The organism is Akkermansia massiliensis (genome assembly GCF_018847375.1).
Lineage (GTDB): Bacteria > Verrucomicrobiota > Verrucomicrobiia > Verrucomicrobiales > Akkermansiaceae > Akkermansia > Akkermansia massiliensis.
Genome location: NZ_CP072036.1, coordinates 1590673 through 1615255 on the forward strand (window position 1 = coordinate 1590673; position 24583 = coordinate 1615255).

At 59.9% G+C, this 24583-nt stretch carries 21 protein-coding genes; 10 read left to right on the plus strand and 11 right to left on the minus strand.

Annotated elements, in window-relative coordinates; genetic code table 11:
- Nucleotides 1-95 precede the first annotated feature (95 nt).
- The 3 genes from ispE to J5W70_RS06635 all read left to right on the plus strand — a co-directional run bounded on the left by ispE (nucleotide 96) and on the right by J5W70_RS06635 (nucleotide 3574).
- Nucleotides 96-944: a 4-(cytidine 5'-diphospho)-2-C-methyl-D-erythritol kinase gene (gene ispE, locus J5W70_RS06625; protein ID WP_022398128.1), complete on the plus strand. Its 849-nt coding sequence runs from the start codon at nucleotides 96-98 to the stop codon at nucleotides 942-944.
- Between the two features lie 63 nt (nucleotides 945-1007).
- Nucleotides 1008-1574, plus strand: coding sequence for a hypothetical protein (locus J5W70_RS06630; RefSeq protein ID WP_146020121.1), 567 nt, complete (start codon nucleotides 1008-1010; stop codon nucleotides 1572-1574).
- Nucleotides 1575-1588: 14 nt separating this feature from the next.
- Nucleotides 1589-3574, plus strand: a complete 1986-nt coding sequence (locus tag J5W70_RS06635) for an ATP-dependent DNA helicase (protein WP_022398126.1) — start codon at nucleotides 1589-1591, stop codon at nucleotides 3572-3574.
- Nucleotides 3575-3588: 14 nt separating this feature from the next.
- Here the strand turns inward: J5W70_RS06635 and J5W70_RS06640 are convergent, their stop codons facing one another.
- From J5W70_RS06640 to J5W70_RS06650, 3 genes are read right to left on the minus strand one after another with little or no spacing between them, the layout of a single operon-like run.
- A complete protein-coding gene (locus tag J5W70_RS06640) occupies nucleotides 3589-4359 on the minus strand; it encodes an energy-coupling factor ABC transporter ATP-binding protein (protein ID WP_022398125.1) in 771 nt (256 codons plus the stop codon).
- The gene (gene cbiQ, locus J5W70_RS06645; protein WP_022398124.1) at nucleotides 4356-5168 is read right to left on the minus strand and encodes a cobalt ECF transporter T component CbiQ; all 813 of its coding nucleotides are present in this window, start codon (nucleotides 5166-5168) and stop codon (nucleotides 4356-4358) included. The genes J5W70_RS06640 and cbiQ overlap by 4 nt, the downstream gene beginning before the upstream one ends.
- 6 nt (nucleotides 5169-5174) lie before the next feature.
- A complete protein-coding gene (locus J5W70_RS06650) occupies nucleotides 5175-6221 on the minus strand; it encodes an energy-coupling factor ABC transporter permease (protein WP_022398123.1) in 1047 nt (348 codons plus the stop codon).
- A gap of 339 nt (nucleotides 6222-6560) precedes the next feature.
- Between J5W70_RS06650 and J5W70_RS06655 the strand changes: the two genes are divergently transcribed.
- A complete protein-coding gene (locus J5W70_RS06655) occupies nucleotides 6561-6845 on the plus strand; it encodes a hypothetical protein (RefSeq protein WP_022398122.1) in 285 nt (94 codons plus the stop codon).
- Nucleotides 6846-6863: 18 nt separating this feature from the next.
- Here the strand turns inward: J5W70_RS06655 and J5W70_RS06660 are convergent, their stop codons facing one another.
- The 4 genes from J5W70_RS06660 to rplI form a co-directional block, all read right to left on the minus strand.
- The gene (locus tag J5W70_RS06660; RefSeq protein WP_022398121.1) at nucleotides 6864-7229 is read right to left on the minus strand and encodes a lipocalin-like domain-containing protein; all 366 of its coding nucleotides are present in this window, start codon (nucleotides 7227-7229) and stop codon (nucleotides 6864-6866) included.
- A 12-nt stretch (nucleotides 7230-7241) separates the two neighbouring features.
- A complete protein-coding gene (argB, locus tag J5W70_RS06665; RefSeq protein ID WP_022398120.1) occupies nucleotides 7242-8144 on the minus strand; it encodes an acetylglutamate kinase in 903 nt (300 codons plus the stop codon).
- Between the two features lie 56 nt (nucleotides 8145-8200).
- The gene (locus tag J5W70_RS06670) at nucleotides 8201-9193 is read right to left on the minus strand and encodes a magnesium transporter CorA family protein (protein ID WP_022398119.1); all 993 of its coding nucleotides are present in this window, start codon (nucleotides 9191-9193) and stop codon (nucleotides 8201-8203) included.
- 175 nt (nucleotides 9194-9368) lie between these two features.
- Nucleotides 9369-9824 carry a 50S ribosomal protein L9 gene (gene rplI, locus J5W70_RS06675; RefSeq protein ID WP_022398118.1) on the minus strand — a complete coding sequence of 152 codons (456 nt, stop codon included), beginning with the start codon at nucleotides 9822-9824 and terminating at the stop codon, nucleotides 9369-9371.
- 245 nt (nucleotides 9825-10069) lie between these two features.
- Between rplI and purH the strand changes: the two genes are divergently transcribed.
- Genes purH through acpS form a run of 3 tightly spaced genes read left to right on the plus strand, consistent with a single transcriptional unit; the run spans nucleotide 10070 to nucleotide 12836 of the window.
- Nucleotides 10070-11617, plus strand: a complete 1548-nt coding sequence (gene purH, locus J5W70_RS06680) for a bifunctional phosphoribosylaminoimidazolecarboxamide formyltransferase/IMP cyclohydrolase (protein ID WP_022398117.1) — start codon at nucleotides 10070-10072, stop codon at nucleotides 11615-11617.
- 39 nt (nucleotides 11618-11656) lie between these two features.
- Complete coding sequence (locus tag J5W70_RS06685) at nucleotides 11657-12397, plus strand: pyridoxine 5'-phosphate synthase (RefSeq protein WP_022398116.1); 741 nt, start codon at nucleotides 11657-11659, stop codon at nucleotides 12395-12397.
- Between the two features lie 37 nt (nucleotides 12398-12434).
- On the plus strand, nucleotides 12435-12836 hold the full coding sequence (gene acpS / locus J5W70_RS06690; protein WP_022398115.1) for a holo-ACP synthase: 402 nt from the start codon (nucleotides 12435-12437) through the stop codon (nucleotides 12834-12836).
- A gap of 138 nt (nucleotides 12837-12974) precedes the next feature.
- Here acpS and J5W70_RS06695 read toward each other — a convergent pair whose 3' ends face one another.
- The 4 genes from J5W70_RS06695 to J5W70_RS06710 form a co-directional block, all read right to left on the minus strand.
- Complete coding sequence (locus tag J5W70_RS06695; RefSeq protein ID WP_022398114.1) at nucleotides 12975-14045, minus strand: hypothetical protein; 1071 nt, start codon at nucleotides 14043-14045, stop codon at nucleotides 12975-12977.
- Nucleotides 14046-14047: 2 nt separating this feature from the next.
- A complete protein-coding gene (locus J5W70_RS06700) occupies nucleotides 14048-17455 on the minus strand; it encodes a type 1 glutamine amidotransferase family protein (RefSeq protein WP_022398113.1) in 3408 nt (1135 codons plus the stop codon).
- Between the two features lie 25 nt (nucleotides 17456-17480).
- Nucleotides 17481-18530, minus strand: coding sequence for a carbohydrate-binding family 9-like protein (locus tag J5W70_RS06705; protein ID WP_022398112.1), 1050 nt, complete (start codon nucleotides 18528-18530; stop codon nucleotides 17481-17483).
- A 581-nt stretch (nucleotides 18531-19111) separates the two neighbouring features.
- On the minus strand, nucleotides 19112-20938 hold the full coding sequence (locus tag J5W70_RS06710; protein WP_022398111.1) for a phosphoenolpyruvate carboxykinase (GTP): 1827 nt from the start codon (nucleotides 20936-20938) through the stop codon (nucleotides 19112-19114).
- Nucleotides 20939-21190: 252 nt separating this feature from the next.
- Here J5W70_RS06710 and J5W70_RS06715 point away from each other — a divergent pair, with 252 nt between their 5' ends.
- The 3 genes from J5W70_RS06715 to J5W70_RS06725 all read left to right on the plus strand — a co-directional run bounded on the left by J5W70_RS06715 (nucleotide 21191) and on the right by J5W70_RS06725 (nucleotide 24557).
- Nucleotides 21191-21862, plus strand: a complete 672-nt coding sequence (locus tag J5W70_RS06715) for a peptidoglycan recognition protein family protein (RefSeq protein ID WP_022398110.1) — start codon at nucleotides 21191-21193, stop codon at nucleotides 21860-21862.
- Nucleotides 21863-21875: 13 nt separating this feature from the next.
- Nucleotides 21876-23975, plus strand: coding sequence for an ATP-dependent DNA helicase RecG (gene recG, locus J5W70_RS06720; protein WP_102731598.1), 2100 nt, complete (start codon nucleotides 21876-21878; stop codon nucleotides 23973-23975).
- Nucleotides 23976-24113: 138 nt separating this feature from the next.
- Nucleotides 24114-24557, plus strand: coding sequence for a hypothetical protein (locus tag J5W70_RS06725; protein ID WP_102721285.1), 444 nt, complete (start codon nucleotides 24114-24116; stop codon nucleotides 24555-24557).
- Nucleotides 24558-24583 lie beyond the last annotated feature (26 nt).

The window sequence follows — 24583 nt, forward strand, 5'->3', positions numbered from 1 at the left end:
GCCCCCGGAATTTGCGAAGAAAAAATGCGTGCCCGTCCATTTGCGCCCAATGGGGGCTTGACCCGGAGGCCGTCCCTTGGTGGAATCCATGGCGTATGATCAGTTGCAAGGCTCCGTGCAAAGTGAACGTTTCCCTCCGCGTTCTGGGTAAGAGGGCGGACGGTTTCCATGAAGTGGATACCGTGATGGTTCCCCTGGAATTGTGCGACGTGCTGGAGTTTTTCCCGGCGGACGGCCTGGAAATGAGCTGCGACGCCCCGGGAGTTCCGCTGGATGAAAGCAACCTGGTCATGAAGGCGGGCCGGCTGATGGAGCGGGAGCTGGGACGGCCCATGCCGTGGCATGTGCGCCTGGTCAAGAACGTGCCCCATGGCGCGGGGCTGGGCGGCGGCAGCAGCGACGCCGCGTGCGTGCTGTCCGCCCTGAATGAGCTGGAACACGGCGGCCTGTCCCGGAGGCGTCTGGCGGAGCTGGCCGGGGAGATCGGTTCCGATGTGGGATTTTTCATTTATGGAATGGCGTGCCGCTGCACCGGACGCGGGGAAAAGGTGGAGCCCCTGCCGGAATGGAGGGAATGGCGCCCCCGGATCGTTCTGCTGAAGCCGTCGTTCGGCGTTTCCACGCCGGACGCCTACCGCCGCTGGTCCGGTTCAGGGGAATTGCCGGGCATACCGTACGGGGAGCAGCGGGTGGACGGCCATGTGCTGGTCAACGATCTGGAAAGGCCCGTGTTTGAGAAGCATTTGTTCCTGGCGGAGATGAAGCGATGGCTGCTGGAGAGGCCCGGCGTGCGCGGCGCCATGATGTCCGGCTCCGGCTCCACCATGTTCGCCGTGGCGGAGGATGAAGAAGCGGCCCGCAAGTTGATGGAGGACGCCGCGCGGGAACTGGACCCCACGCTGTGGATGTGGTCCGGGCTTGTGATGCGGGAGGGCGCCCGGTAAAAACATGGTTGTGCAGGAGGCCTTGCCTTGACGGCGGGGGATGCATGCCGTTACACTCCGTCCATGATTAAAAGTTTGTTTGCAGGTGTGATGGTGGCGGCTGTGTGCGCCGTCCAGGCCGGTGAATACGGAGACAGCGCCGTCCAGGCCGCCCGGGAGCTTTCCGGAGCGGTGAAAACGGGGGACATGATGTGGATGATTGAGAAGATGTACGCTCCCATGAAGAAGCAGCTTGTTTCTTCCTTCCCGGGAGGGGAGGCCGCCTTCATGAAGACCATGAGGGAAAAGATGCAGGGAGCCGCCGCCGTGATGAAAGAGCGCGGCATGGTGGTGGAGACGTATGAAATAGGCCAGCCTACGGCGGAACATCTGGTGAAGAATGGAGACGAGGTGCTGGTGGTGCTCCCCACGCGGATGGTCATTTCCATGAAGCGTCCGGACGGGATGCCTGTAAAGATAGAGAATACAGGCGTTCTGGTGCTGGTGAAGGATTTGAAGGACAAGGGGCCCTGGACGTTCATTGATGCTTCCAAGATGAATGCGAATGCCCTGCGCTCCATGTTCTATGACCTGCCGGAAAAGGTGAATCTGCCGCCGGTTTCCTCCCGCCAGCTTCCCGTGGGCCAGTAGGGGAGCGTTCCCGTATGAATGGCGCCGGGGCAGATGACGTGGAAGGCGTTAGCGCCTTTGAGGCTTATGTCCACCGGGCATTTGCCCCGGACGGGTTGTTCTCCCGCGCCAGGGATTTTGAATACCGGGCGGAGCAGCAGAATATGGCCCTGGCCGTAGCGAGGGCTCTCCAGGTGGACGCCCCGCTGCTGGTGGAGGCCGGAACGGGCGTAGGCAAGTCCCTGGGCTATCTGCTGCCGGCCGTGAAGTTTGCTCTGGATTTTGACCGGAAAGCGGTCATTTCCACGCATACCATCAATTTGCAGGAGCAGTTGTTCAACAAGGATATTCCGCTGCTGCGCGCCGCCCTGGGGATTGATTTTTCCGCCGCCCTGCTGAAAGGCAGGCAGAATTACCTGTGCCATACCCGCCTGCGGCGCGCGCTGGCCCAGATGGATTCCCTGTTTACGCAGGGGGAAGCCGCGGAGCTGACGCGGATTCAGGACTGGGCGCTGAGAACGCAGGACGGCACCCTGAGCGACATGGCGTTCCGTCCGTCTCCCAAGGTATGGGCCATGGTGTGCAGTGAACCGCATGCGTGCAGCATGCGCCATTGCGGCCCCTCCTGTCCGTACCAAGTGGCCCGCAAGAGGGTGCTGGAGGCCAAGGTGGTGGTGCTGAACCATACCCTGTTTTTCGGCCTGATGGCCCAGGCGGAGGATTCCGAGGAGGCGGGGTTCGTTTTTCCCGGGGATTTCGTGGTTCTGGACGAGGCCCACATGATTGAGAACATCGCCGCCCGGCAGCTGGGCGTGCAGCTCTCGGAACCGCATCTCAATTATGAACTGCTGCGGATGTTCAATCCGCGCACGCACAAGGGCCTGCTGAAACCGCTGAACAATCCGGCCCTGTTCCAGCGGGTGCAGGACGTGATTGACGCTTCAGGCCTGTTTTTCCAGAATGCGCGGGATGACCTGGGATTTGCGGGCTCCGGCAAGATTGTCCGCATTTTCCAGCCGGAATGGTCCCAGGACATTCTTTCCCTGCCTCTGGCGGAATTGATCGGAGAATTGAAGAGGGAGGGCGCGAAGCAGGAGGAAAACGTGGCCGTGAAGGACGAGCTGGCGGACATGGCCGCCCGCATGGAGGAGGCGCAGGCCTCCCTGAAGGTGCTGATGGACATGACGGAGGAGGGGCACGTGTACTGGGCGGAGCGGTCCGGTCCGGAGGGAAGGAACATGAGCGTGTGCTCCGCCCCCGTGGAGGTGGGCGATATCCTGAGGGAGCGCCTGTTTTCCGCCGGGCGTTCCGCCATTCTGACCTCCGCTACGCTGGGGACGGGGGATGCGGACATGGGCTACTTTGCGGGGCGCGTGGGTGCGGAAAGCGTCCGGAAGCTCCAGATAGGCAGTCCGTTCAATTACCGGGAGCAGATGAGGCTGATCGTGGCCCGCTCCATGCCGGAGCCGGACCAGCCGGAGTATGCGGAAGTGCTGCCGGAGTGGATTAAAAGGTATCTGGCGGAATCCCGCGGCAGGGCCTTCGTGCTGTTCACCAGCTACCGGCTGATGGTGCAGGTGGCGGAAAAGGTGCGCCCGTTCTGTGAGGAACAGGGATGGACCTTGTACGTGCAGGGGCAGGACATGCAGCGGCATGCCATGCTGGAGGCGTTCCGGAAGGATGTGAACAGCGTGCTCTTCGGCACGGACAGTTTCTGGACCGGGGTGGACGTGCCCGGGGAGGCCCTTTCCAACGTGATCGTGACGCGCCTGCCGTTTGAGGTGCCGGACCACCCGCTGGTGGAGTCCCGCTTTGAGAGCATCAGGGCGCGCGGGGGAAACCCGTTTTACGAGTATTCCGTGCCCGTAGCCATTCTGAAGCTGCGGCAGGGGGTGGGGCGGCTGATCCGCACCAGGAGCGATTCCGGCATGGTGGTGATTCTGGACCCCCGCGTAGCCACCAAGAGGTACGGGGCGCGGTTCATCAAGTCCCTGCCGGATGCCCGTCTGGAGTTTGTGTAAGGAGTTTTTCCTCCTTAAAATTGGCCGGAGTTCTCCCTCTCCCTGCCGTACTGCATCAGGCGGTAGCTGAGGGGTTGTTCCAGGCGCGCTTCTTCCAGCAAAGCGCAGTCGGCGAAAATGTCCGGAACGGGCGCGTCCGCCAGAATGGAGCCATCCTTCATCACGATGCAGCGGGTGCACAGGTCCATGACCATGTCCAGGTCATGGGTGGCGATGATTTTGGTATGGGAGAATTGGAGCAGGAGGCTGATGAGGGTGCGGCGGGAGGCCGGGTCCAGGTTCGCGCTGGGTTCGTCCAGAACCAGGATGTCCGGGGTCATGGAGAGGACAGTGGCGATGGAGACGGCGCGTTTTTCCCCGCCGGAAAGGTGGTGGGTCATCTTGTCCGCCAGGGTTTCCGCATGGACGTCCCGCAGAGCCTGCCGCACGCGGCGGCTGACTTCTTCCGGAGGGAGGCCCATGTTGAGCGGGCCGAAGGCCACGTCCTCCCGGACAGTAGGCATGAAAAGCTGGTCGTCCGCCTGCTGGAATACCATTCCCACGCTTTCCCGGACGCGGGCGACGGTTTTGGGCGTGACGGGGATGTCCCCTACCCGCACCTGTCCGGAGGAGGGCTCCAGCAGGCCGTTGAGGTGCAGGAGCAGGGTGGATTTTCCCGCTCCGTTCCCGCCCACGACGGCAACGGATTCCCCGTGGGTGATGCGCAGGGAGACGCGGTTCAGCGCCGGAGGAGAATCCGGGTAGCTGAAGCACAGGTCGATGGTTTCTACAAGGTGGTGGCTCATGAGAGGAGGCTGCGGGCGCACTGGCCCGCCAGCATGGTGACGTTAAAGCAGCGGAACAGGATGACGAGGGCGCAGAAGAGAATGCCGCCCGCCACGCCGCGCATGGTGATGACGCCGGGGGCGCTGACGAATTCAGGGTCTTCCCCTCCCCGGCACAGGACGGCCTGGTAAATGCGTTCCGCGCGCCCGAAGGTGCGCAGCAGGAGCTGGCCGGTCATGGCCCCCCAGGTGGAAAGGGGGACGGACCCGGAGCCTCCCCGCCGGGAGCGGAACGCCATCAGCATGTTCTGGAATTCATCCATCAGGATGAAGGCGTACCGGTACAGGAAGGCCAGGAGCGTGATCAGGATGCGCGGCGCGCCGAGCTGCCTCAGGCCCCGGCAGAGCGGAGCGAAGCCCGTGGAGGCCAGCAGCGTGAAGGCTCCCAGGATGGTGAGCATGCACCGCAGGATGATGGAGATGAAGGAGATGATGCCCTGTGTGACGGGAATGCCGAACCATTCTCCCGCCGGCGTCCTGTCCACCAGCGGATTGAAGATGCCGATCATGACGGCGACGGGCAGCAGCCACAGGGTGCGCTTCAGCAGGTAGCCCAGGGGGAGCCCCGCCATGCGGATGACGCAGACCGGGAACAGGAAGAAGGGCAGCAGCCCCGTGATTTCCTGCGGCGGCCAGGAGAGCACGCAGATTTGAAAGACGAGGAAGGCCCCTATTTTAATACGGGCGTCCAGACGGTGGAATCCGGTGTTTCCGCAGGAAAACCGGTCCATCTGGCGGAATTGCCGCGCGGCGTCCGTGAACAGGGGCATGGGGGGTCAGCGGGGGCAGTGGCTGTGCGGTTTTCTGCCGAACAGGTAGCCGGCCGCAAAGACCAGGGCGGCAATGATGACGCTCCCCAGCACGCCGGCCAGGCTGGTTTCAGGGTTGACGATGGAGGAGGCTCCCTCCGTCTCTCCGGAGGAGGCTGTTTCCTCCGCGGCGGGGAGGGCGTAGTCCGGCATGATGGCGGTGGATGCCTGTACGGATTCCAGGCTGCGGTGGAGGGAGGAAGGCTCCGCCAGGCTGGTTTCTTCCGACCCGGTGACGCCGGCCACGGACCATTCCAGGCCGTCCGGGTAGGCGGAGGCGAACCAGGAAAGGGCCGCCCCGCAGAGCAGGGCCGTTACCGCAAAGATGCCCAGAACGGTGAAGGAGGCTTTTTTGACGGGGCCGGTTTCCAGATCAGCCGGGCGCAGCAGGGAGGGCTGGGCCCGACTGATAAAGATGACGATGGCCGCCGTGGCGAGTCCTTCCACCACGCCGATGGCCAGATGGATGGGAAGCATCAGTTCCACGAACTGGGCGAAGGGCAGCGCGGAGATGCCGGAGGCCGTCGTTTCCAGCACGACGGAGAAGGCCCCCAGCTGGAGCCCGATGACGGCGGCGGTGATGCTGGCCAGCGTGATTCGGCCCGTGCCGGGGTTTTTCCCGGCCAGGGGCCTGTAAATGAAGGGGTAGGCTACCAGGCAGGAGAAGAAGCCCATGTTGAAGATGTTGCAGCCCAGGGCCAGCAGCCCTCCGTCCGCAAAGAAAAGCGCCTGCACCGCCAGGATGGCCGCCATGACCAGGAAGCCCGCATACGGCCCCAGCAGGACCGCCAGGATGAGGCCGCCGCCCAGATGGCCGCTGGACCCGGTGCCCGGAATGGTGAAGTTCAGCATCTGGCAGGCGAAGATGAAGGCTCCCAGAACGCCCATGAGCGGGACGAGCCGCACTTCCTTTTCCTGCCTGACCTTGCGCGCGCAGAGCGCCGTGATCGCGGCGGAAGCCGCCCACATGGTGCAGCCTACCGCCGGTGAAATGAAGCCGTCCGCCATATGCATGATGTTTGTGTCTTTCTATTGGATGAAGTGAAGTATTGGTAAGAGCCCCGGACCGGGCAGATTGGCGCCACTTTAGCACAAACACCGCAAAGCCGAAGAAGGAAATGCGGCAACGGGTATAAGTATTTTTCCCGCGCCGCGCGGCCTTGCTCCCTGCGCGGGTCCGGTGGACCGTGTTCCCCGGCAATAGCGCCTTTCCGGGGGAGGGGGAGCGCGTTTTCTCCGAGTGTATTCGGCGGGAATTTGGCTGCCGCGCCGTGCCGCCCAGGCGTGCCGCGCGGCGGATGTGGACGGATTGGGCGTGATGCAGACGGGGAAGCGGTTTGCTAGACGGAACCCATGATGAATTTTTCCATAGCTAAGTGCTTGTTTTCCATAGGCGGGTGCACGACGATCCTGGGCAATATTTCCGCAGATACGGCCGTATCTTCCGCTGGAGCCATCGGCGGCCTGGGCGTTCTGACGATTGCCGTGAATTATACGCTGAACCTGCTCAAGAAGAAGGATGAGCAGTTGATGGCGAAGGACGCCCGCATTGAGGCCCTGATGGACCGCCTGATTGACAAATGCCCGAATTGCGAGCTGGCGAAAGCGGCCAACAAGTCCCTTCTGGAGGATGAATAGCGGAAGGCGGCGGGATGCTTACCTTCCGGCCGCGACCGGCGTGCGGGTGTAGGCCTCCCGGTTTCCGTCCCTGTTTAGAATCAGCGTAGTTCTGCTGAGTCTGTCAATGGTGGAGGTTGTGGTGAAGAGGGAGGAGTTCCCGTTGCCTATGCTTTTCCCCGTCAGGGTCAGGCGCTTGCCGTCCAGTTGCCAGCTCCGGTAGAGAAGCGTGCGCATGTTGATGGATCTCGCCCTGCCGTCCGGCAGGAGCTGCATTCCCTGCACGTGCCCCGGCTGTCCGGGGACGGGCTGGGTCCAGGAGCCGGAAAGGCTGGACGGAGTGGGCTGCATGGAGCAGGAGGCCGCCGCCAGTGAGAGGGCCGGAAGAAGGAGGAAAAGGCGCATGGCGGCGGGTGGTCAGCGCTGTTCCCTGATGACTTCCGTACCGATGCCGTCCGGAGTGAAGATTTCCAGCAGCAGGGTGTGGGGCAGGCGTCCGTCAATGAAGTGCACCTTGCGCACGCCCGCGTTCAGGGCGTCAATGGCGGAGTGGATTTTGGGAATCATGCCGCCGGAAACGGTGCCGTCTTCAATGAGGTCCAGGGCTTCCGTGCGCGTGACGGATTTGATGAGGGTGGACGGGTCCGCGGGGTCCTTCATGATGCCGGGAACGTCGGAAATGTAGATAAGCTTGACCGGCTTGAGCTCCTTGGCAAGGGCCGCCGCCGCCAAGTCCGCGTTCACGTTGAGCGGCTTGTGGGTGCCCAGCTCTTTCGCCAGGGGGGAGACGATGGGGGTGATCTGGAGTTCCAGCGCTTCCGTGATGCGGTCCGTCAGGCAGCCGATGACGTTGCCCACTTCCCCGATGTCCACGGGGTTGCCCTGTTCGTCCTTCTCCTGGATGCGTTCCCCCACGAAGATTTCCGTGCCGGGAATGCCTACGCCCTTGCCTCCGTAGTCGCGGAACATCTGGACGAGGCCGGGATTGATGGTTCCGGAGAGGGTGCGTTCCACGATGGAAATGGCTTCCGGCGTCGTGACGCGCAGACCGTTGATGAAGCGGGCCTCCAGCCCGGCTTCCGCCATGGCCTTGGAGATGGCCTTGCCGCCGCCGTGGACGATCACGGGGTTGAAGCCCAGGACTTCCAGCAGAACGATGTCGCGCATGAGCTTCTTGACCAGGCGGGCGTCGTCCATGGCGCTGCCGCCGAATTTGATGAGGAATGTCTTGTCCCGGTAGGCCTGGAGGTAGGGGAGGGCGCCGACAATGACGGAGGCCTGTTCAATCAGGCGGGTGATTTTGGAGTCCATATCAATCATGAAACGGTAGGAGTGGTTGACAAAAAGAGAGGGAGGGAGTCCGTGGCAGGGGCCGTTCAAAGCAGGCGCCTGCTCCTGAAATAAACCAGGGGAAGAATGATGGAAACGAGCATGACGACCAGGGAGATGTAATAGCCGTATTCGTTTTCCAGGCCGGGCATGTGGGAGAAGTTCATTCCGTAGATGCTGGCGATGAGGGTGGGGGGCATGAAGACCACGGCCGCCACGGTGAAGATTTTGACGATTTCGTTCTGCTCGATGTTGATGAGGCCCAGAACGGCGTCCAGCATGAAGTTCACGTTGCTGGAAAGAAAGTTGGCGTATTCCGAGAGGGACGTGACGTCGCGGCTCAGGGGGCGCAGCTTGATGTACAGGGTGGAGTTGGTGTCGTCCAGGGCCTCTTCATTGCTGGCGTACGTGAGCAGGCGCAGAAGGTTGACCAGGCAGTCCCGCTGGCGGGTGAGCAGGTCCCCCACGCGGCCCAGGTCCTGGAGCGTGAGGCGCAGGGCGCTGGAGACGGGCACGCGCTTGCTGGCCTTGCCTTCCGGCTCGTCCCTGCGGAAGATGTTTTTGGAAAGGCGGTCCAGTTCCGCGCCGAAGCGTTCCAGGACGTCCGCCTGGCGGTCCACGATGGTTTCCAGCAGTCCGGTGAAAACCTGGTCCCGGCTGATCTGCTTCTGGCGCAGGAGCTGGTGGGAGAAGACGCGGAAGGAATAGGAGTCCGAATGGCGGATGGTGATGATCTTGGCCCCCATGAGGACGAAGGTGATTTCCGACAGGGAGGGGGATTCCGTATCCACGCGGCTGAGGACCGTGGTGGTCATGAAGCGGGCGCCGTCTTCCGTGTACAGGCGGCTGGTGGCCTCAATTTCCCTCATCTCGTCGTAGGTGGGCATCTCCAGCCCGCAGAGGCGTTCCACAAACTTGATTTCCGCCGGTTCAGGGGTAAGGAGGTCAATCCAGAAGACGGAGTCCAAGTTCTGTTCAGCCGCATCCACCTGGGTGGTGCGCTCAATGCCTTCCGGGGTTTGACGATAGAGTCGAATCATGCCGTTGATTTCGGTGGGGGGATGGAACGATGCCGTGCATGATGTCGAGTGACACCCAACGCGGGCATGATGCCTTGTTTGTACAGGGAAGGGAAGTAAAAAGGGTGACAAAAAGAGGCCCGGTTCCCAAGGTGGGAACCGGGCCTGCCGGAAAAAAGAAAGGGATGCGCGCCGCTTAGGCGTTTTCCTTGACGACCACCTTGAGCGTGGCTTCCACCTGGGGATGCACCTTGATGGCGACTTCGTGTTCGCCTTCGCTCTTGATCGGCTTTTCAAGCTCAATCGCGCGGCGGTCCACTTCCACTCCCTGAGCGGTCAGGGCATCGTGAATGTTCTGGTTGGTGATGGCGCCGAACGCCTTGCCGCCCTGACCCACTTCAAGGGTAAGGTCTACGGTCAATCCGTTGATTTTGGCGGCCACTTCCTGGGCGGCGCTGAGTTCTTCCGCTTCACGCTTGGCGCGGGCGGCCTGAAGATTGGCGATGAAACGGCGGTTGGAGGCCGTTGCTTCGTGGGCGAGACCTTGGGGGATGAGGTAGTTGCGGCCATAGCCAGCCTTAACGGTCACCAGGTCGGCTTCCGCGCCGAGTCCTTCAATTTTTGTTGCGAGAATTACTTCCATCGTTGCCATGGCTAAAAAGAAATGGTTATTTGTGAGCGGTTGAAGTAGTAAGTATTCGCCCGAATGTCAAGACAAGAGCGATAAAAAGGGCGTTTTTTTATGTTTTGGGAGGAAAAAATCCCCCCGGCTGTCATGATAGGTGACATTGCGCTTGCTTCACGGGGCGGTAGTATGTAGGGAAAGGAACCGCATTTGTCGCGTTCGCTCCCGGAGAGGAGGGTTCGCCCGCGGGTACATTACAGATATTTGATCTTATGGCTATTCAGCGCGCATTGATATCCGTTTCCGACAAGACCGGCCTGGAGGAGTTTGCCAAGGGCCTGCACGAGTTTGGAGTAGAGCTTATTTCCACCGGCGGCACCGCCGCTTTCCTGAAAGGCCTGGGCCTTCCGGTGATTGAAATTTCCGACTATACCGGGGAACCGGAATTGTTTGAAGGACGCCTGAAGACGCTTCACCCCATGGTGCACGGGGGCCTGCTGCACCGCCGCGACAATGAAGAGCATGTGCGCCAGGCGAAGGAAAACGGCATCAAGCCCATTGACCTGGTCTGCGTGAACCTGTACCCCTTTGAGGAAACCGTCGCCAAGCCGGACGTCACGCTGGAGGAAGCGATTGAAAAGATCGACATCGGCGGCCCGTCCATGCTCCGTTCCGCCGCCAAGAACTACGCCTCCGTCACCGTCGTGTCCGATCCCGCGGACTACGCGCGCATTCTGGATGAAATGCAGACCCACAAGGGAGACACGACCCTGAAAACCCGCGAAAACCTGGCAGTGAAGGTGTTCATGCGCACCTCCAATTACGACAACGCCATCACCAACTACCTGGGCCACCAGAGCGCGGAAAGCACCAAGGGCAGCTTCTGCATCTGCGCGCCCCTGTACCAGGAACTGCGCTACGGGGACAACCCCCACCAGGAAGCCAGCCTGTACGGCAGCTTCGGGGACATTTTCAACCAGCTCCAGGGCAAGGAGCTTTCCTACACGAACGTGCTGGACATCGAAGGCGCCGCCGAGCTGATCACCCAGTTCCGCCGCCCGACGGTGGGCATCCTGAAGCACACGAACCCCTGCGGCGTGGGCCAGGATGACGAAGACCTGCGCAACGCCTGGCAGAAAGCCTTTGAAACGGACACGCAGGCCCCCTTCGGCGGCGTGATCGTGGTCAACCGTCCGATGACGGAAGGCCTGGCCCGCGTGCTGAGCGCCATTTTCACGGACGTCATCATCGCCCCGGAATACGATGCGGAAGCCCGCGCCCTTCTCCAGAAGAAGAAAAACTGCCGCATCATCCGCATGAACACGGAAGCCTGGATGAAGGCGCGCCGCGAACCCATCATCCGCTCCGCTCCCGGCGGCTTCATGACCATGAAGCGGGATACGGACGTGATGGGCCTGGACAATCTGGAAGCCAAGGTGGTGACCAAGCGCCCCCCGACCGAGGAAGAACTGACCGCCATGCGCTTCAACTGGCGCGTCGTGAAGCAGGTGCACTCCAACGCCATCGTCTTCGGCGGCACGGACCGCACGCTCGGCATCGGCGCCGGGCAGATGAGCCGGGTGGATTCCGCCCGCATTGCCGTCTGGAAGGCCGGACAGGCCGGCCTGGACCTGAAGGGCAGCGTGGTGGCGTCAGACGCCATGTTCCCGTTCGCGGACGGCCTCCAGGTAGCCATTGACGCCGGAGCCACCGCCTGCATCCAGCCCGGCGGTTCCATCCGGGACGAGGAAGTGATCGCCGCCGCGGACGCCGCGGGCATCGCCATGGTGTTCACGGGCCACCGCCATTTCCTCCATTAATTTGAATGATCGGCCCCGTCCCCTTGTCTTAAAACCGATATGTTGCTAGGTGTAAATATAGACCACATCGCCACGCTGAGGCAGGCCCGCTATGCGACCATGCTTGATTCCTTCAACGTGGAGCCGAGTGTTTTGGACGCCGCTTATGCGGCGCAAAGGGGCGGGGCGGATTCCATCACCCTCCATGTCCGGGGGGACCGCCGCCACATGCAGGATGCGGACGCCCTGAGCGTCCGTGAGAGCGTGGCCCTTCCCCTGAACCTGGAAATGGGGAATACCCCGGAGATGGTGGACTTTGCCCTTCGGCTGAAACCGGACTATGTCTGCATGGTCCCGGAAAAGCGTGAGGAAATTACTACGGAAGGCGGCCTGGACGCCGTCTTTCATGAAAAGGAACTGGCCCCCACCATGGCAAGAATGGCTGACAACGGCATTCAGGTGAGCCTGTTCATTGATCCGGAGCTGGCTCAGGTGGACGCCGCCGCCCGTCTGGGAGCGCCCATGGTGGAGCTTCATACCGGATGCTTTGCCAACCACGCAGGGAAGGAACGCACGGCGGAGCTGGCCCGTTTGAAACGCGCCGCGGAGCTGGCCCACTCCCTGGGCATCCAGGTGAATGCAGGCCATGGCATCAACTACCAGAATCTGGAACAGCTGATGGACGGCGTGCCTTACCTGCATGAGCTGAACATAGGCCATACGATCGTAGCCCGCGCCCTCTTTGTGGGGATGGAGCAGGCCGTGAGGGAAATGCGCCAGGCGATTGACCGCCTGAGCTGATATTCCCGTTTCAACTTTAACCCCCGGTTGCAGGAACATGAGCCGCATTGCAGGATTGGGAATGGATTTGATCGACCTGGACCGCGTGCGCCAGGCCCTCCAGAAAAACGGGGAGGCGTTTGCCCTGCGCATCTGCACCCCGGATGAATGGGCCTACTGCCGGAAGCATGCGGACCCCGTGCCGCGTCTGGCGGCCCGTTTTGCGGCCAAGGAGGCCGTGGCGAAGGCCCTGGGAACGGGAATAGGGGAAAAATGCGCTTTTACGGATGTGGAGGTGGTGCGCAATGATGCGGGCGCTCCCTCCATCCTGCTGCACGGCACTGCCGGAGTGACGGCCCGGGAGCAGGGCGTCACGGGCTGGTTCCTGACCATGACCCATTCCCGCCTGAGCGCCGCCGCCGCCGTCATCGCCGTTGCCGAAGTCCCCGAATTTTCCTGATGCGCCAGGAACGCCGCAAGCCTTGGCCGCTCCCGGGACCGTTTTCCCTGAACCAAAGCCGGCTGGAACATACCGGGTCCTGAGCCCAGGAAATTTCTACAGGATGCCTTGCCAGCGGCGTCGATGAATACCGTGTTCCTACAGGTTTTCAAGGTTCTTCTTGATGACTTCCCTATTCAGTTCGCGGAGGGCGGCCAGAGTTTCAAAACTCGGCGCTTCGGAAAAATCGGTTTCCAGTTCTTTTACTTTCTTTTCATAGTCCGCCGCATGGCCGTCGTCCCTTTTCAGGATGGAGATATTTTTCCGGGTTTCATCCGCAAGCTCTGAAAACGTCTTCCGGTCGGGGACCGGGTTCCAATCAATGGACTTCAGGAAGCTTTCCACTTCCGGAACCGTCACGTTGAAGAATTCCGGGCGCACCTCCTCCGGGTTCCGGTCTTTGAAATAACTTATGGCGAAACTGAAGCTGTCCGACTCCGGCTTCAGCTCAAATTTGATATCATCTCCATGAATCCGGATCTGGCGGAGGGATTCTTTCTCAAAAACGATGAAAGTGCCGAACTCCTTGTAAGCATAGCGGTTGAAGTTCATTACCCCGTTTCCTCCGGTTGTTTTCGTCAGAACCCAGTCCGGCTTTCCGCATGGTTTTTCCCCGTCCCCTTCTTTCAGGGCGAATTGCGACTTCAGTTCCGGCTTCCCGTAACCGTGAACCGGCGACGCCCAGACTTCATACAGTTGTCCGGGATAACTGACCTTGACGAACAGCCAGTCCGGGCGATCCTTGAACTGCGCTATCCTGACGTCCAGAACACTGTTTTCCGGGCGGAACGTGAATACGGCCATTTCCATCTTGCCGTTTTCTACGGTGTCAATTTTTTCCGCGACTTTCCGGTCCAGCAGTGTTTTGCCGTCCTTGCCGATCACGGCAAGGAAATTGACGGGGCTCCAGCTTCCGGGAGTATTGGGGTTCCTCCAATATTCGATGCCGAATCTGAAATCCCCCCATTCCTGCTGAACCGGCTTGTTGTCATTGGGATTGGTAACGGTGTGGTAATTGATTTTTCCGTTGCCAAGGTTGACGGTATGGCGGGTCACAAGGACGGGAGTTCCCTTGCGGTCAAATTTCTCTTCTTTCTTTTCAATGGAAGGGGCGGCGTACAGCAGTGTGGTGCACAATCCGGGCAGTACGGTCAGGGTGAGTTTCTGCATGATTATTTTACCTCTATTTCGTGTTGGGTATTCAAGCCTGTAGCCGCGTCTTCAATGGTGATGCGGTATGCGCCGGGAAGATCGTTAAAGGCGAAATCCAGCGGGTATTCCGTCTTGCCGTAAATGGTTTTGCTGCGGTGCAGAATTTCCCTGCCGTCCGGGGCCGTTACCGTAATCCGGTACGCGCGTTCCCGGGGATTGGCCGGTCCGGAAATCTTAAGCAGGGCCCGGGCGCCTTTGGCCACCTGGGCCGGAGCGGTTACCACGGGCGGCTGCTGCTCCCGGTCAAACAGGGCAAAGCAGCGGAACGGCGCATTGGAGAATTTAAAGACAAGCTTGTCTGATTTCCCCACCAGTCCTTTGCGGCACTCATAGATGTATTTTTCTTCCGGCAATTTGGCGGTGAATGATTTGCCGAGGTCCTTTTCCTGGCCGAGGGCGCCCAGCAGTTCGAATTCTCCGGCCTGCCGCGGACGGATCATCAGGGTGTCGCTGAAATCGGGGATGACGGCCAGAGGACGGATACCGGCGTTTTTCACCACCTGGTCAAGGAACGTGTTCAGGGAGGAGCCGGGCAGGGAATTATTTTCCAGAACGGAGAGGGAGGCATTCAGCAGGATGGCGTTTCCTTTGCCGGCCTTGCGGAGTTGCAGGCCCGGATTGCCGTGGACCGCATGCGCCTTTTCTCCCGCCAGGGCCAGGGCTCCGCTTGTGCTTTCATAAGGCTGGATTTCGAGCTCTTTCGCCTGGTCGAACGTCAGGTTCCCGAAAAGTTCGCTCAAGGGGTTCCGGGGACGTTTTTTCAGGTTTTCATTCAGGAGCGCGATATTGGCGTCAGCCAGTACGGTGCCCCCGGATTTGACGAAATCCAGAATGGCCGCGCACTCTTTGTCGCTCAGGGAGGAAGCTCCGCAGAGGAAGAGGAGCCGTGCGTTTTTCAGGCGTTCCAGGGTATTTGGCGAGACGAAATTGAAGCCCAGCCCGCGCTGGTAGCAATACCGGAGCAGCGGATTCATGCTGGCGTCCGGCTTGACGCAGCGGCTGTCCGCCTGGGCGGCGGAATTGGAGGTGTGGCTGTAGTAGAAGAGGATGCCGGTATCCGGAAACGGGGTTTTGATCAGCAGCTGTGCGAGGCCGTAGTTCAAGTCATCAAGATAGGGCATGTACTGGCGCAGGTATTCCGCCTCGGAGAGATCGCCGGAATGGCTGGTTTCTCCCAGGGCGGGGTTGATCAGGAACCAGGCGTGGCCGTTGATCGCTCCCTGCAGCAGGTGTTCCCAAAGTTTGTACGGATAGGATGAACGCTCCGAGCAATAGCCGCCCCACCAGATGGTCCGGACCCGGTCCGCGCCGAATGCGCGCAGCGCCTCGTTCTCCTGCATGCCGCTGTAAGGGCCCCAGAAGTCCAGCCCCTTAATCATTTCTTCAAGGTTGCCGGGAGGGGAGCCTTCCGCGCCTACCCGGGCTCCGGGATGAACCTTTTTGATTTCCGCCGCCAGGAAATGATGCATGTCCACGTACATTTTTTCAATATATTCCCGGTGGTCATTGTAAGCGACCAGATTTCCCGTTTTTTTGGCCGCGTCCAGCCGGAGGTGGGGCACTTCACCGAATCCGGCATAGGAGGCGCCGTATTCAAGGTTCAGGTTTTCCATGGTCTGGTACTTCTGCCGCAGGAAATCGGCGAACGGCTGTTTATCCGACTCTCCGAACCCGGCATCGTAGGTGTAAAAATTTTCGTCGCCCAGGTTGTACAGCACAGGGCTCAGGTCTTTCAGGTACTCTGCCTGGCGTCGCAGATCGTCGCTCCAAAGCTTCCGGACCAATGGGTGGTAGAACGATTCGTCGCCGTTCAACGTACCCAGCCGCTCCATATTTTCTTTCTGTTCGGACCACAGCTTGCGCAATATTCTGGTTTCATTGTTCGGCCCGGCTTCCATCCCGATCCGGCAGATATACGGGCACAGTTTTTCGTTCCGCAGGGCGTTTTCAATATCTCCCTTGCTGAAAAATTGCAGCGATACGTTCCAGCCGAGGCGGTCGATGATCCGCTCCCCGAAGGCCGGGTTGAAGGTGCAGCCAACCTGGCCCCAGGTAAGCTGGAGATAATCTTCCAGGGAATAATCCGGGAAAATCACCGGGTTTTCCGCATGGGCCGCGTGTCCCCGGGCATCGTAAACGGTACAGCGCAGATAACCGCCGATGGTCGGCATCCGGTAATTTTCAAGGCCGAATGAAAGCTCTTTTTTTCCGGCTTCCAAAGGAAGGGTCTTGCTGAACCATACATTGCGGTAGGGTGCGTCCATCAGCTCCACTTTGGCGGAATAACCGTCCTGCGCGGGCGAAGCCAGTTTCAACGTGACGGAGAAGGGGCCGCGGTCCTGCACCAGCCTGGGCGTTTCCACTGATACGGCCCCGAAAGAGGATTCCACCGTAAAGGGAAAGGCGCCGAAGTTGACCAGCGCGCCATCCCGGCGGACCAATACGTCTGCGGCATATCTGCCCGCCGGAAGGTTCGTGAAATCAAGGCTGTTCCGGATGACGGAATTATCCGGCTGCCGGATACGGCCCTCGGCAACGGTTTTTTCCGGAGAGGTCACGGCAAATTGGCCGTTGTCCTGCCGTACTGAGAATGCCGGCAGTTCTATTCCGCTGGCGTAATAGAGCACCTGGGCCAGAAAAGCCTGGGACGTTTCATAGAGGAAGAACCAGTCCGTGGTGTAGTTGAAATACGGCGTCAGCCCCACTCCTGGCCGGTAGCCCGCGCCGTAATCGACTTCGACGATCCGGCCATTGCCGAATTGCCAGGCGTTGAAAATACGCGATTCAAAGTTTTTAGGCCTGGTTCCGGGAAGGCTGTTGCTTCCGGCAACCCATTCCGGCCGGGGCAACGGCTGGGCGTACGGTTTTTTATAAGGCAGTTTCTTAAGTTCGGACCAGGGTTCGCCGGATTGAATCCGGACCAGGCCGGTTCCGTTCCGCACCATCGACATCAGGCGGAATTTCTGTTCATCCGGCAGGACCGCAAAATCGACGTTTGCCATGACCACCAGATCATAATCCTTTGCCAGTTTGGCATCCAGTTCCTGAAGTTTGTCGGCGGTGCTCAGCCCCGCGATCGGATTGCTGTAAATATCATCCGCTCCGATGCTATGTTCATTGGCTGTGAGAACCACTTCATATTCAAAGCCCGGGAAGCGCTGGACCAGCTCAATGATCTCTCGCGAGGCCGTTTGCTGCATGATAAAAAGTATTTTCTTATGGGGAAGCTCTCCTTTTTCATCCCATGCGGCATGGGGCGTTTTCAGGGTCATTCCGGCCTCATTCATGTAAGTGCCGTCCAGTTTGCCGAATACGGGAGCAACAAGGCCCGCCAGCAGGATGCAGAGCAACAGTGGGAATGGTTTCATCAATGGATGGTCTTTCTTTTTTGAGTTAATTCAGGCTTTCTTCCAGGGCAATTTTCCATTTGAGCGCCCGGCAGCGCTCTTTCAGGACGTAAAGGCGCCTTAATCCGCTGACCGTGGTTTTTTCTTTCTCCAGAACACGGCATTCACGGTTGATCGCATCCAGTTCTTCCCGGTACTTTTTAAAAGCGGATTTCCCGCAGGCCCGTGCCAGTTCGGCTGATAGCTTTTCAATTTCCGCGAATTCATTGTTCTTCACCTGGCCGGGTTCCGTAAGGACACTTTTACCTTTATCTCGCAGGATCAGGGTGTCGCCAGCCATGGCGCACCATGGCTCTTCCGCGGAACGCGACAGCAGGGTGGATATCTTTTCCGGCGAAACAGTGTCATTTGCTCCCTTGAAGTAAATATAGCCGAAATTGCGCGGGCTTGAATATCCGCCCAATATCGAACTGGCGGCTCCGGCAAAATTTCCGCCGGAGTAGGCATAACGGACGTGGCAGAACATCCAGATATCGGACGTTTCCGCTTTGGCGGGCAGGTCGCTCCAGGGGAAAAACGCTTCAATCGTCCAGCGGTCCTTGCCGATGGAGGTCCGGGCGGTCCAGTCGGTGCCGCTCCAGTCATTCTGATAAACGGCGGCGTCCCGGCGGCGGAAATCGGCGCGCGTTCCGATGCAATTGACCTTGAAACAATGGTAGCTTATTCCATTGGCCCTGGCATCGAAAAAGATTTCGGCGCAGTCGTCGGTCCAAATGGCGGCGTTGTCAAAGTCGGTAATGATCTTCCTCAATTTTTCCGGATGCTCCTCGAAATTGATGATGCCCAGGTAGATTCCTTTTTCATCATACAGCATACGGAATTCCGTCTTGAGTTTTCCCGGAGTCGGCTCCGCGCAATTGTAAACATAATAATGACGGAATACGGCCGCTTTTTCCCAGGCTGCCTCGTTCAGGCAGCCGTCGACCACCGGCGCTTTTCCCTCAACTGGGCTGACGGCATAAAAGGAAAGTTCGCGGGGAGGGGCGGAGAGTGCCAGTCCGCTGACCAGGCTCAGTATAATGAAGCTTAATTTCATCTCTTTAACATCCTTGAAATGCCGTTTCCTTATATCATGACCCTATTGAACCGGGTACTATGCAAGCCGTCCCGGATGAATGCGGAGGGATAAGTGGCCGCGGCATCATGCCGGGAATGACCCAGCAACACATGCCGCGGCCATAAAATTCCATCAAAACACACGGTTGGACATATTCTTACTATACCCGTTTTTCGATTTCTTTCTTTCAGAAGAACCCGGAATAAAAATAGCGGCTCAAGTAAAAATAAAGCTGCAACCCACAAGATTGCTGAATATTTTACTCAGGAAGAAAACGATTTTTGTTTTTCTATTCATGCAGTATCATTACAGCTCTTTAAGCCCTTCATTTTCCACGTACCCATAACATGGAAAGGACACGGATTTCCACGACCTTTTAATCGGTATCCGATGGCTGTTGGAGATTTTTGACCATGCCGCAAGAGTGACTATTCGGTTGCCGCAAGGGCGCGCGGCGCTCCATGAGCGTGTTTGGAGAAGATGCGGGGGAATAAAAAAGAGGCTGTCCCGCGGATGGGACAGCCTCTGCTGTTGAGTTGACGCTCAGTCAGGAGTTCCGCTTAGGAGAAGCTCTTGATGAGGATCTGGCGCTGTTCTTCCAGTTCGGCCGGGAGCTTTTTGCCCACCTTGTCGAACAGTTCGGTCTGGCTTTCCAGTTCAGCCTTCCATTCGCTCGGGTTGAGAGCCATGTTGGCGTTGAACTGTTCTTCGCTGTAGTCGATGCCGGTCTTGTCCAGTTCGTCGTAGGTCGGGGAGACGCCCAGCACGGTCTTCTGGCCTTCAGCCTTGCCCTTGGCGCGGCGGAGGATCCAGTCGAGGACGCGCATGTTGTCGCCGAAGCCCGGCCAGATGAAGTTGCCGTCCTTGTCCTTGCGGAACCAGTTCACGTTGAAGATCAGCGGAGGATTGGCAACGGTCTTGCCCATGTCCAGCCAGTGCTGCCAGTAGTCGCCTACGTTGTAACCGATGAAGGGAAGCATGGCCATCGGGTCGCGGCGGACCTGGCCGATGTTGCCGAATGCGGCGGCGGTCATTTCGGAACCCATCGTAGCGCCGACGTAAACGCCGTGCGTCCAGTCGCGGGACTGGAAGACGAGGGGCATGGTGGTGGCGCGGCGGCCGCCGAACAGGATCGCGGAGAGGGAAACGCCTTCCGGGTTCTGCCATTCGGGGTCGATCGTCGGGCACTGGGCGGCGGGAGCGGTGAAGCGGGCGTTCGGGTGAGCGCACTTGCGGCCGCAGTCCGGGGTCCAGTCATTGCCCTGCCAGTCGATGGCGTGGGCGGGAGCGGGGCCGTCCATGCCTTCCCACCAGACGTCGCCGTCGTCGGTCAGGCCGACGTTGGTGAAGATGACGTTTTCCTTGATGGTGTCCATGGCGATCGGGTTCGTCTTGTAGGACGTGCCGGGAGCCACGCCGAAGTAGCCGTTTTCCGGGTTGATGGCGTGGAAGGTGCCGTCTTCATGGGGCCAGATCCAGGCGATGTCGTCACCGATGATGGAGGTCTTCCAGCCGGCTTCACGGTAGGAGGCGGGGGGAACGAGCATGGCCAGGTTGGTCTTGCCGCAGGCGGACGGGAATGCGCCGCCGACGTAGGCCTTCGTGCCGTCCGGGGATTCAATGCCCAGAAGGAGCATGTGTTCGGCCATCCACTTGTTCTTGCGGGCGATGGCGGAGGCGATGCGCAGGGCCAGGCACTTCTTGCCGAGCAGGGCGTTGCCGCCGTAACCGGAACCGAAGGACCAGATTTCTTCCGTTTCCGGGAAGTGGCAGATGTATTTTTCTTCGTTGCAGGGCCACGGCACGTCGATCTGGCCGTCTGCAAGCGGGGCGCCCACGGTGTGGAGGCAGGGAACGAAGGTTCCGTAGCCGTCGCGCTTGGGGTTGCCGCCGCCCTTGACTTCGTCTTCCAGACGCTTGAGAACGGTTTCACCCATCTTGGTCATGATGCGCATGTTGACCACGACGTAGGGGGAGTCCGTGATTTCAATGCCGATCTTGGCCAGGGGGGAGTCCAGGGGACCCATGCAGAAGGGGATCACGTACATGGTACGGCCCTTCATGCAGCCCTTGAAGAAGCCCTTCAGTTTGGCCTTCATTTCAACGGGGTCGGCCCAGTGGTTGGTCGGGCCTGCGTCTTCTTCCTTCTCGCTGCAGATGAACGTGCGGTCTTCCACACGGGCCACATCGGAGGGGGTGGAACGGGCGAGGAAGCATCCGGGGCGCTTCTCGGGGTTCAATTTGATAAAGGTGCCCTTTTCTACCATCATGTTGCAAAGCTCATCATTTTCTTCCTGAGAGCCGTTGCACCAATAGATGGAGTCGGGTTGGCAAAGCTGGGCGATTTCGTCGACCCACTTCTTAGCTGCTTCGTGAGTGGTACTCATGGTGGAAATAGTGTATGCACGGAAATGGCCGTTGGCAAGTCTCCCGTGCGGCTTTTTATGGGGCGGTTTGGTTGCTCCCGGAGGGGAAACCCCGTGCAGGGGAAGGCGTTGCCCTGATTCCGGCGGTGGCCGCTCCGGAGCGTTCCGCGGGGGCTCCCGTTTCCCCGCTGCTGTGCTCCGGGAAGGGTGAAAAAGCCTGTTTTGACTGGAAATCTGCTTGCCAGCTCGCGCCGGATAGTCTAGGGAAGAATCATGAATGTTAGAACGTTGATGGCAAATGCGGTGTTTCTGGTGCTGCCGGCCCTGCTGGCGGCGTGTTCGGACGCCTCGCGCCCGCCTGCCGTCAGCTTCAAGATTCAGAACGTTCCCCCCGTGCCGCGCACCATGTCCCAGATGTCCCGGGAAGTGCACATCAGCCGCGATTTCATGTCCCCGCGCTCCCGCGCGCGGCGCGCCTCCCATTCCATGCATCCGCGCTTCATCACCATCCACAGCACGGCCAACCCCACGGGAGACGCCGCGGCGCATGCCCGTGCGCTGAAAAGGGGGGCCATGGGTTCCCTGAACTGGCATTTTACGGTGGACCAGTACCGGGCCATCCAGCATATTCCGCTGAACGAGACGGGGCGCCATGCGGACCGCGGCGGTCCCGGAGACATGTATTCCATCGGGATTGAGATGGGGGAGGTGAGGAGCCACAACCCCATCGTCACCTGGAACCGTTCCGCCAAGCTGACGGCGGTGCTGATGAAGCAGTACAACATTCCCCTCCGTAATGTGGTGCCCCATTATTACTGGACGGGCAAGAACTGCCCGGCCCCGCTGCTGACCAACGGCCGCCCGGGGCATAAATGGAGCTGGTTCGTCTCCCGCGTGGATTATTACAGGCGCTGTCTGGAAACCCGCCCCGCCGCCGCTCTCTGACGGGCGCGCGGGCATGATGCGATCTGTGAGGAATACGCCTGGACCCATGGCCGGAGAGCTGCTTTTAACGTCCCCCCTGGAGGAGTGCGCCTTCATCCGCCCCAGGGAGCTGGCGGCCATGCAGGCGGCGGGAATGGCCTCCGTGCGGGATTTGCTGTTCATGCTGCCGCGCAGGTATGAGGACCGCCGCATGTTTGACCGTTATGATTCCCTGTCATCCGGTGCGCCCGTCTGCCTGAGGGGGCGGGTGGTGGACGTGGGCTGGAAAGGCTGGGGAGGGAAGGGCGGCAAGGGCCGCGGGCGGTATGTGGAAGCCGTGCTGGTGGATGAGCAATCTTTGGGGCAGGCCCGTTTTTCCTGCCTGTGGTTCAGCATGCCGGGCGTAGCCAGGATGCTGTGCGCCGGGCAGGAGATGATCGTGTACGGGCGCGTGAAGCCGTATGGGAAGAAGCTCAGCATCGTCCATCCGGATTTTGAGATCATCCGGGAGGGGGATGACCAGTCCATCCATTTGAACCGCATTGTTCCCGTTTACAGCGGCCGCATGGGGATTGCCGTGCGCAGGCTGCGGGAAATCGTGTGGGAGGCTCTGGCCCGGCTTTCCCCGGCTCCGGAACCGGAGATTTACGAGTTTGTGCCGGACATCCCGTGCAAAACGGCGTTGAGGGACCTCCATTTTCCGGAGACCGCGGAAGTGCGCGACCGGACCAGGCGGCGGTTTGCGCTGGAGGAGTGCCTGGCGCAGCAGTTGAACGTGGCTTACAGGAGAAGGCGGGCGGATGAAGTGCCCGGCATGCAGACGGCAGGCTCCAGCCATCTGGTGAAGGATTTGGCGGATTCTCTGCCGTTTGAGCTGACGGAGGCCCAGAAGCGCTGCGTGAGGGAGATTTACCGGGATATGAAGGCGCCCCGTTCCATGAACCGCCTGCTTCAGGGGGATGTAGGGTCCGGCAAGACGCTGGTGGCCCTGTGCGCGATGCTGCTGGCCGTGGAACACGGGTATTCCGCCGTGATGATGGCCCCCACCCAGATTCTGGCGGAACAGCATTATTTGAAGTTCCGGCAGATGCTGGACAAGCTGGACGTTCCCGTGTCCCTGGTGACGGCGGACAGGAAGGAGGAATCCCACGTATCCTTCGGGAAGCAGGGGGGAATTGTGGTCGGAACGCATGCCCTGCTGTACGGGAAGAACGTGCCGGAACGTGTGGGGCTGGTCGTGATAGACGAGCAGCACAAATTCGGCGTGAACCAGCGGGAAAAGCTGATTGACCGCGAAGAGCGCCCCGACGTGCTGGTGATGACCGCCACCCCCATTCCCCGCACGCTGACGCTGACTTTTTACGGGGAGCTGGACGTTTCCATCCTGGACGGCGTTCCCGGAGGCCGCGGCGCGGTGGTTACGGCCATCCGCGCGGAGAAGGACCAGGAAAAGGTATTGAAGTTCGTCCGGAGCCAGTTGGAGGAAGGCAGGCAGGTTTATGTGGTTTCCCCCCTCATTGACGGGGAGGATTCCCGGAAAGGGAAAGCCGTGACAAAGGAGCTGGACGAGTGGAAGGCGCTGCTGCCGCATGTGGATGTGGGACTGCTGCACGGCAGGATGTCCTCCGAGGAAAAGGAGGCGGTCATGAAGGACTTCCGCGCCAACCGCATCAGCGTGCTGGTAGCTACCACGGTGGTGGAGGTGGGGGTGGATGTGCCGAATGCTACGGTCATGATTATCAATAATGCGGAGAGTTTCGGGCTCTCCCAGCTCCACCAGCTCCGCGGGCGCATAGGCCGCGGGGCGCACAAGTCCTACTGCATCCTGATGACGGAGGCCCGGCCGGAGGAGGAACAATGGGAGAAGCTGCATATTGTGGAGACCACGGCCAACGGTTTTGACTTGGCGGAACAGGATTTGAAGCTCCGCGGTCCCGGGGACGTGCTGGGCACTTCCCAGAGCGGCCTGAAGGGCGTGCGCTTTGAGGAATGGCTGCTGGACGCGCGCCTGATTCACCGCGGGCGGGAGCTGGCGGAGGCCATTCTGGCGGAGGATCCCAATCTGGAATCCGCCAAGTACCGCCCCCTCCGTTTTCTGCTGGAAAACGGGGAGGAAAAACGTGTGACGGGGTAAGATTGTCTTCCTGCCGTTTGCTGACAGTCAGACGGTAAGGACTGTATGACAGATATGGGGTGCAACGGTTTCTCTCTTGGAATGAATCTAAAGAGGCAAAGAAGATATTTCTTCTTCAACCCGAACACCGATAAAACAATGATTCAAACGTACCAAATACTCCCCGTGGTGGCCATCGTATGCTCCGCCTCCGCTCTTGCTCAGAACGCTGCCGATCCCGTGCAGATGGTTAAGCAGAATGTCGACCTGATTTCGTCCGCCAACAAGGTTCTGGACGACGTGAAGGACAATGCGGCGGTTGAAATCGCCATCAAGCAGCTCAATGCCCTGACCCAGCAGGCCAAGCAATTGGACAAGGCCATGGAAAAAATGAAGCTCACTTCCGAACAGGCCATCCGGATCACCAAACTGAACGGAGATGCCCAGGATACCATCGTGGACATGCTGGAAAATTGCGAACGCATTCAGAAGGACAAGCTCATGACGCCCGCCCTGCTCAAGGCGGTGAACAATTTCGCTGACGCCGCCAACATTGAAGTGGTGGAAACGATTACGACCGTGGAACAAATTGTGGAAGACTAAATGATCAGCTTGTAAAGACCTTTGAC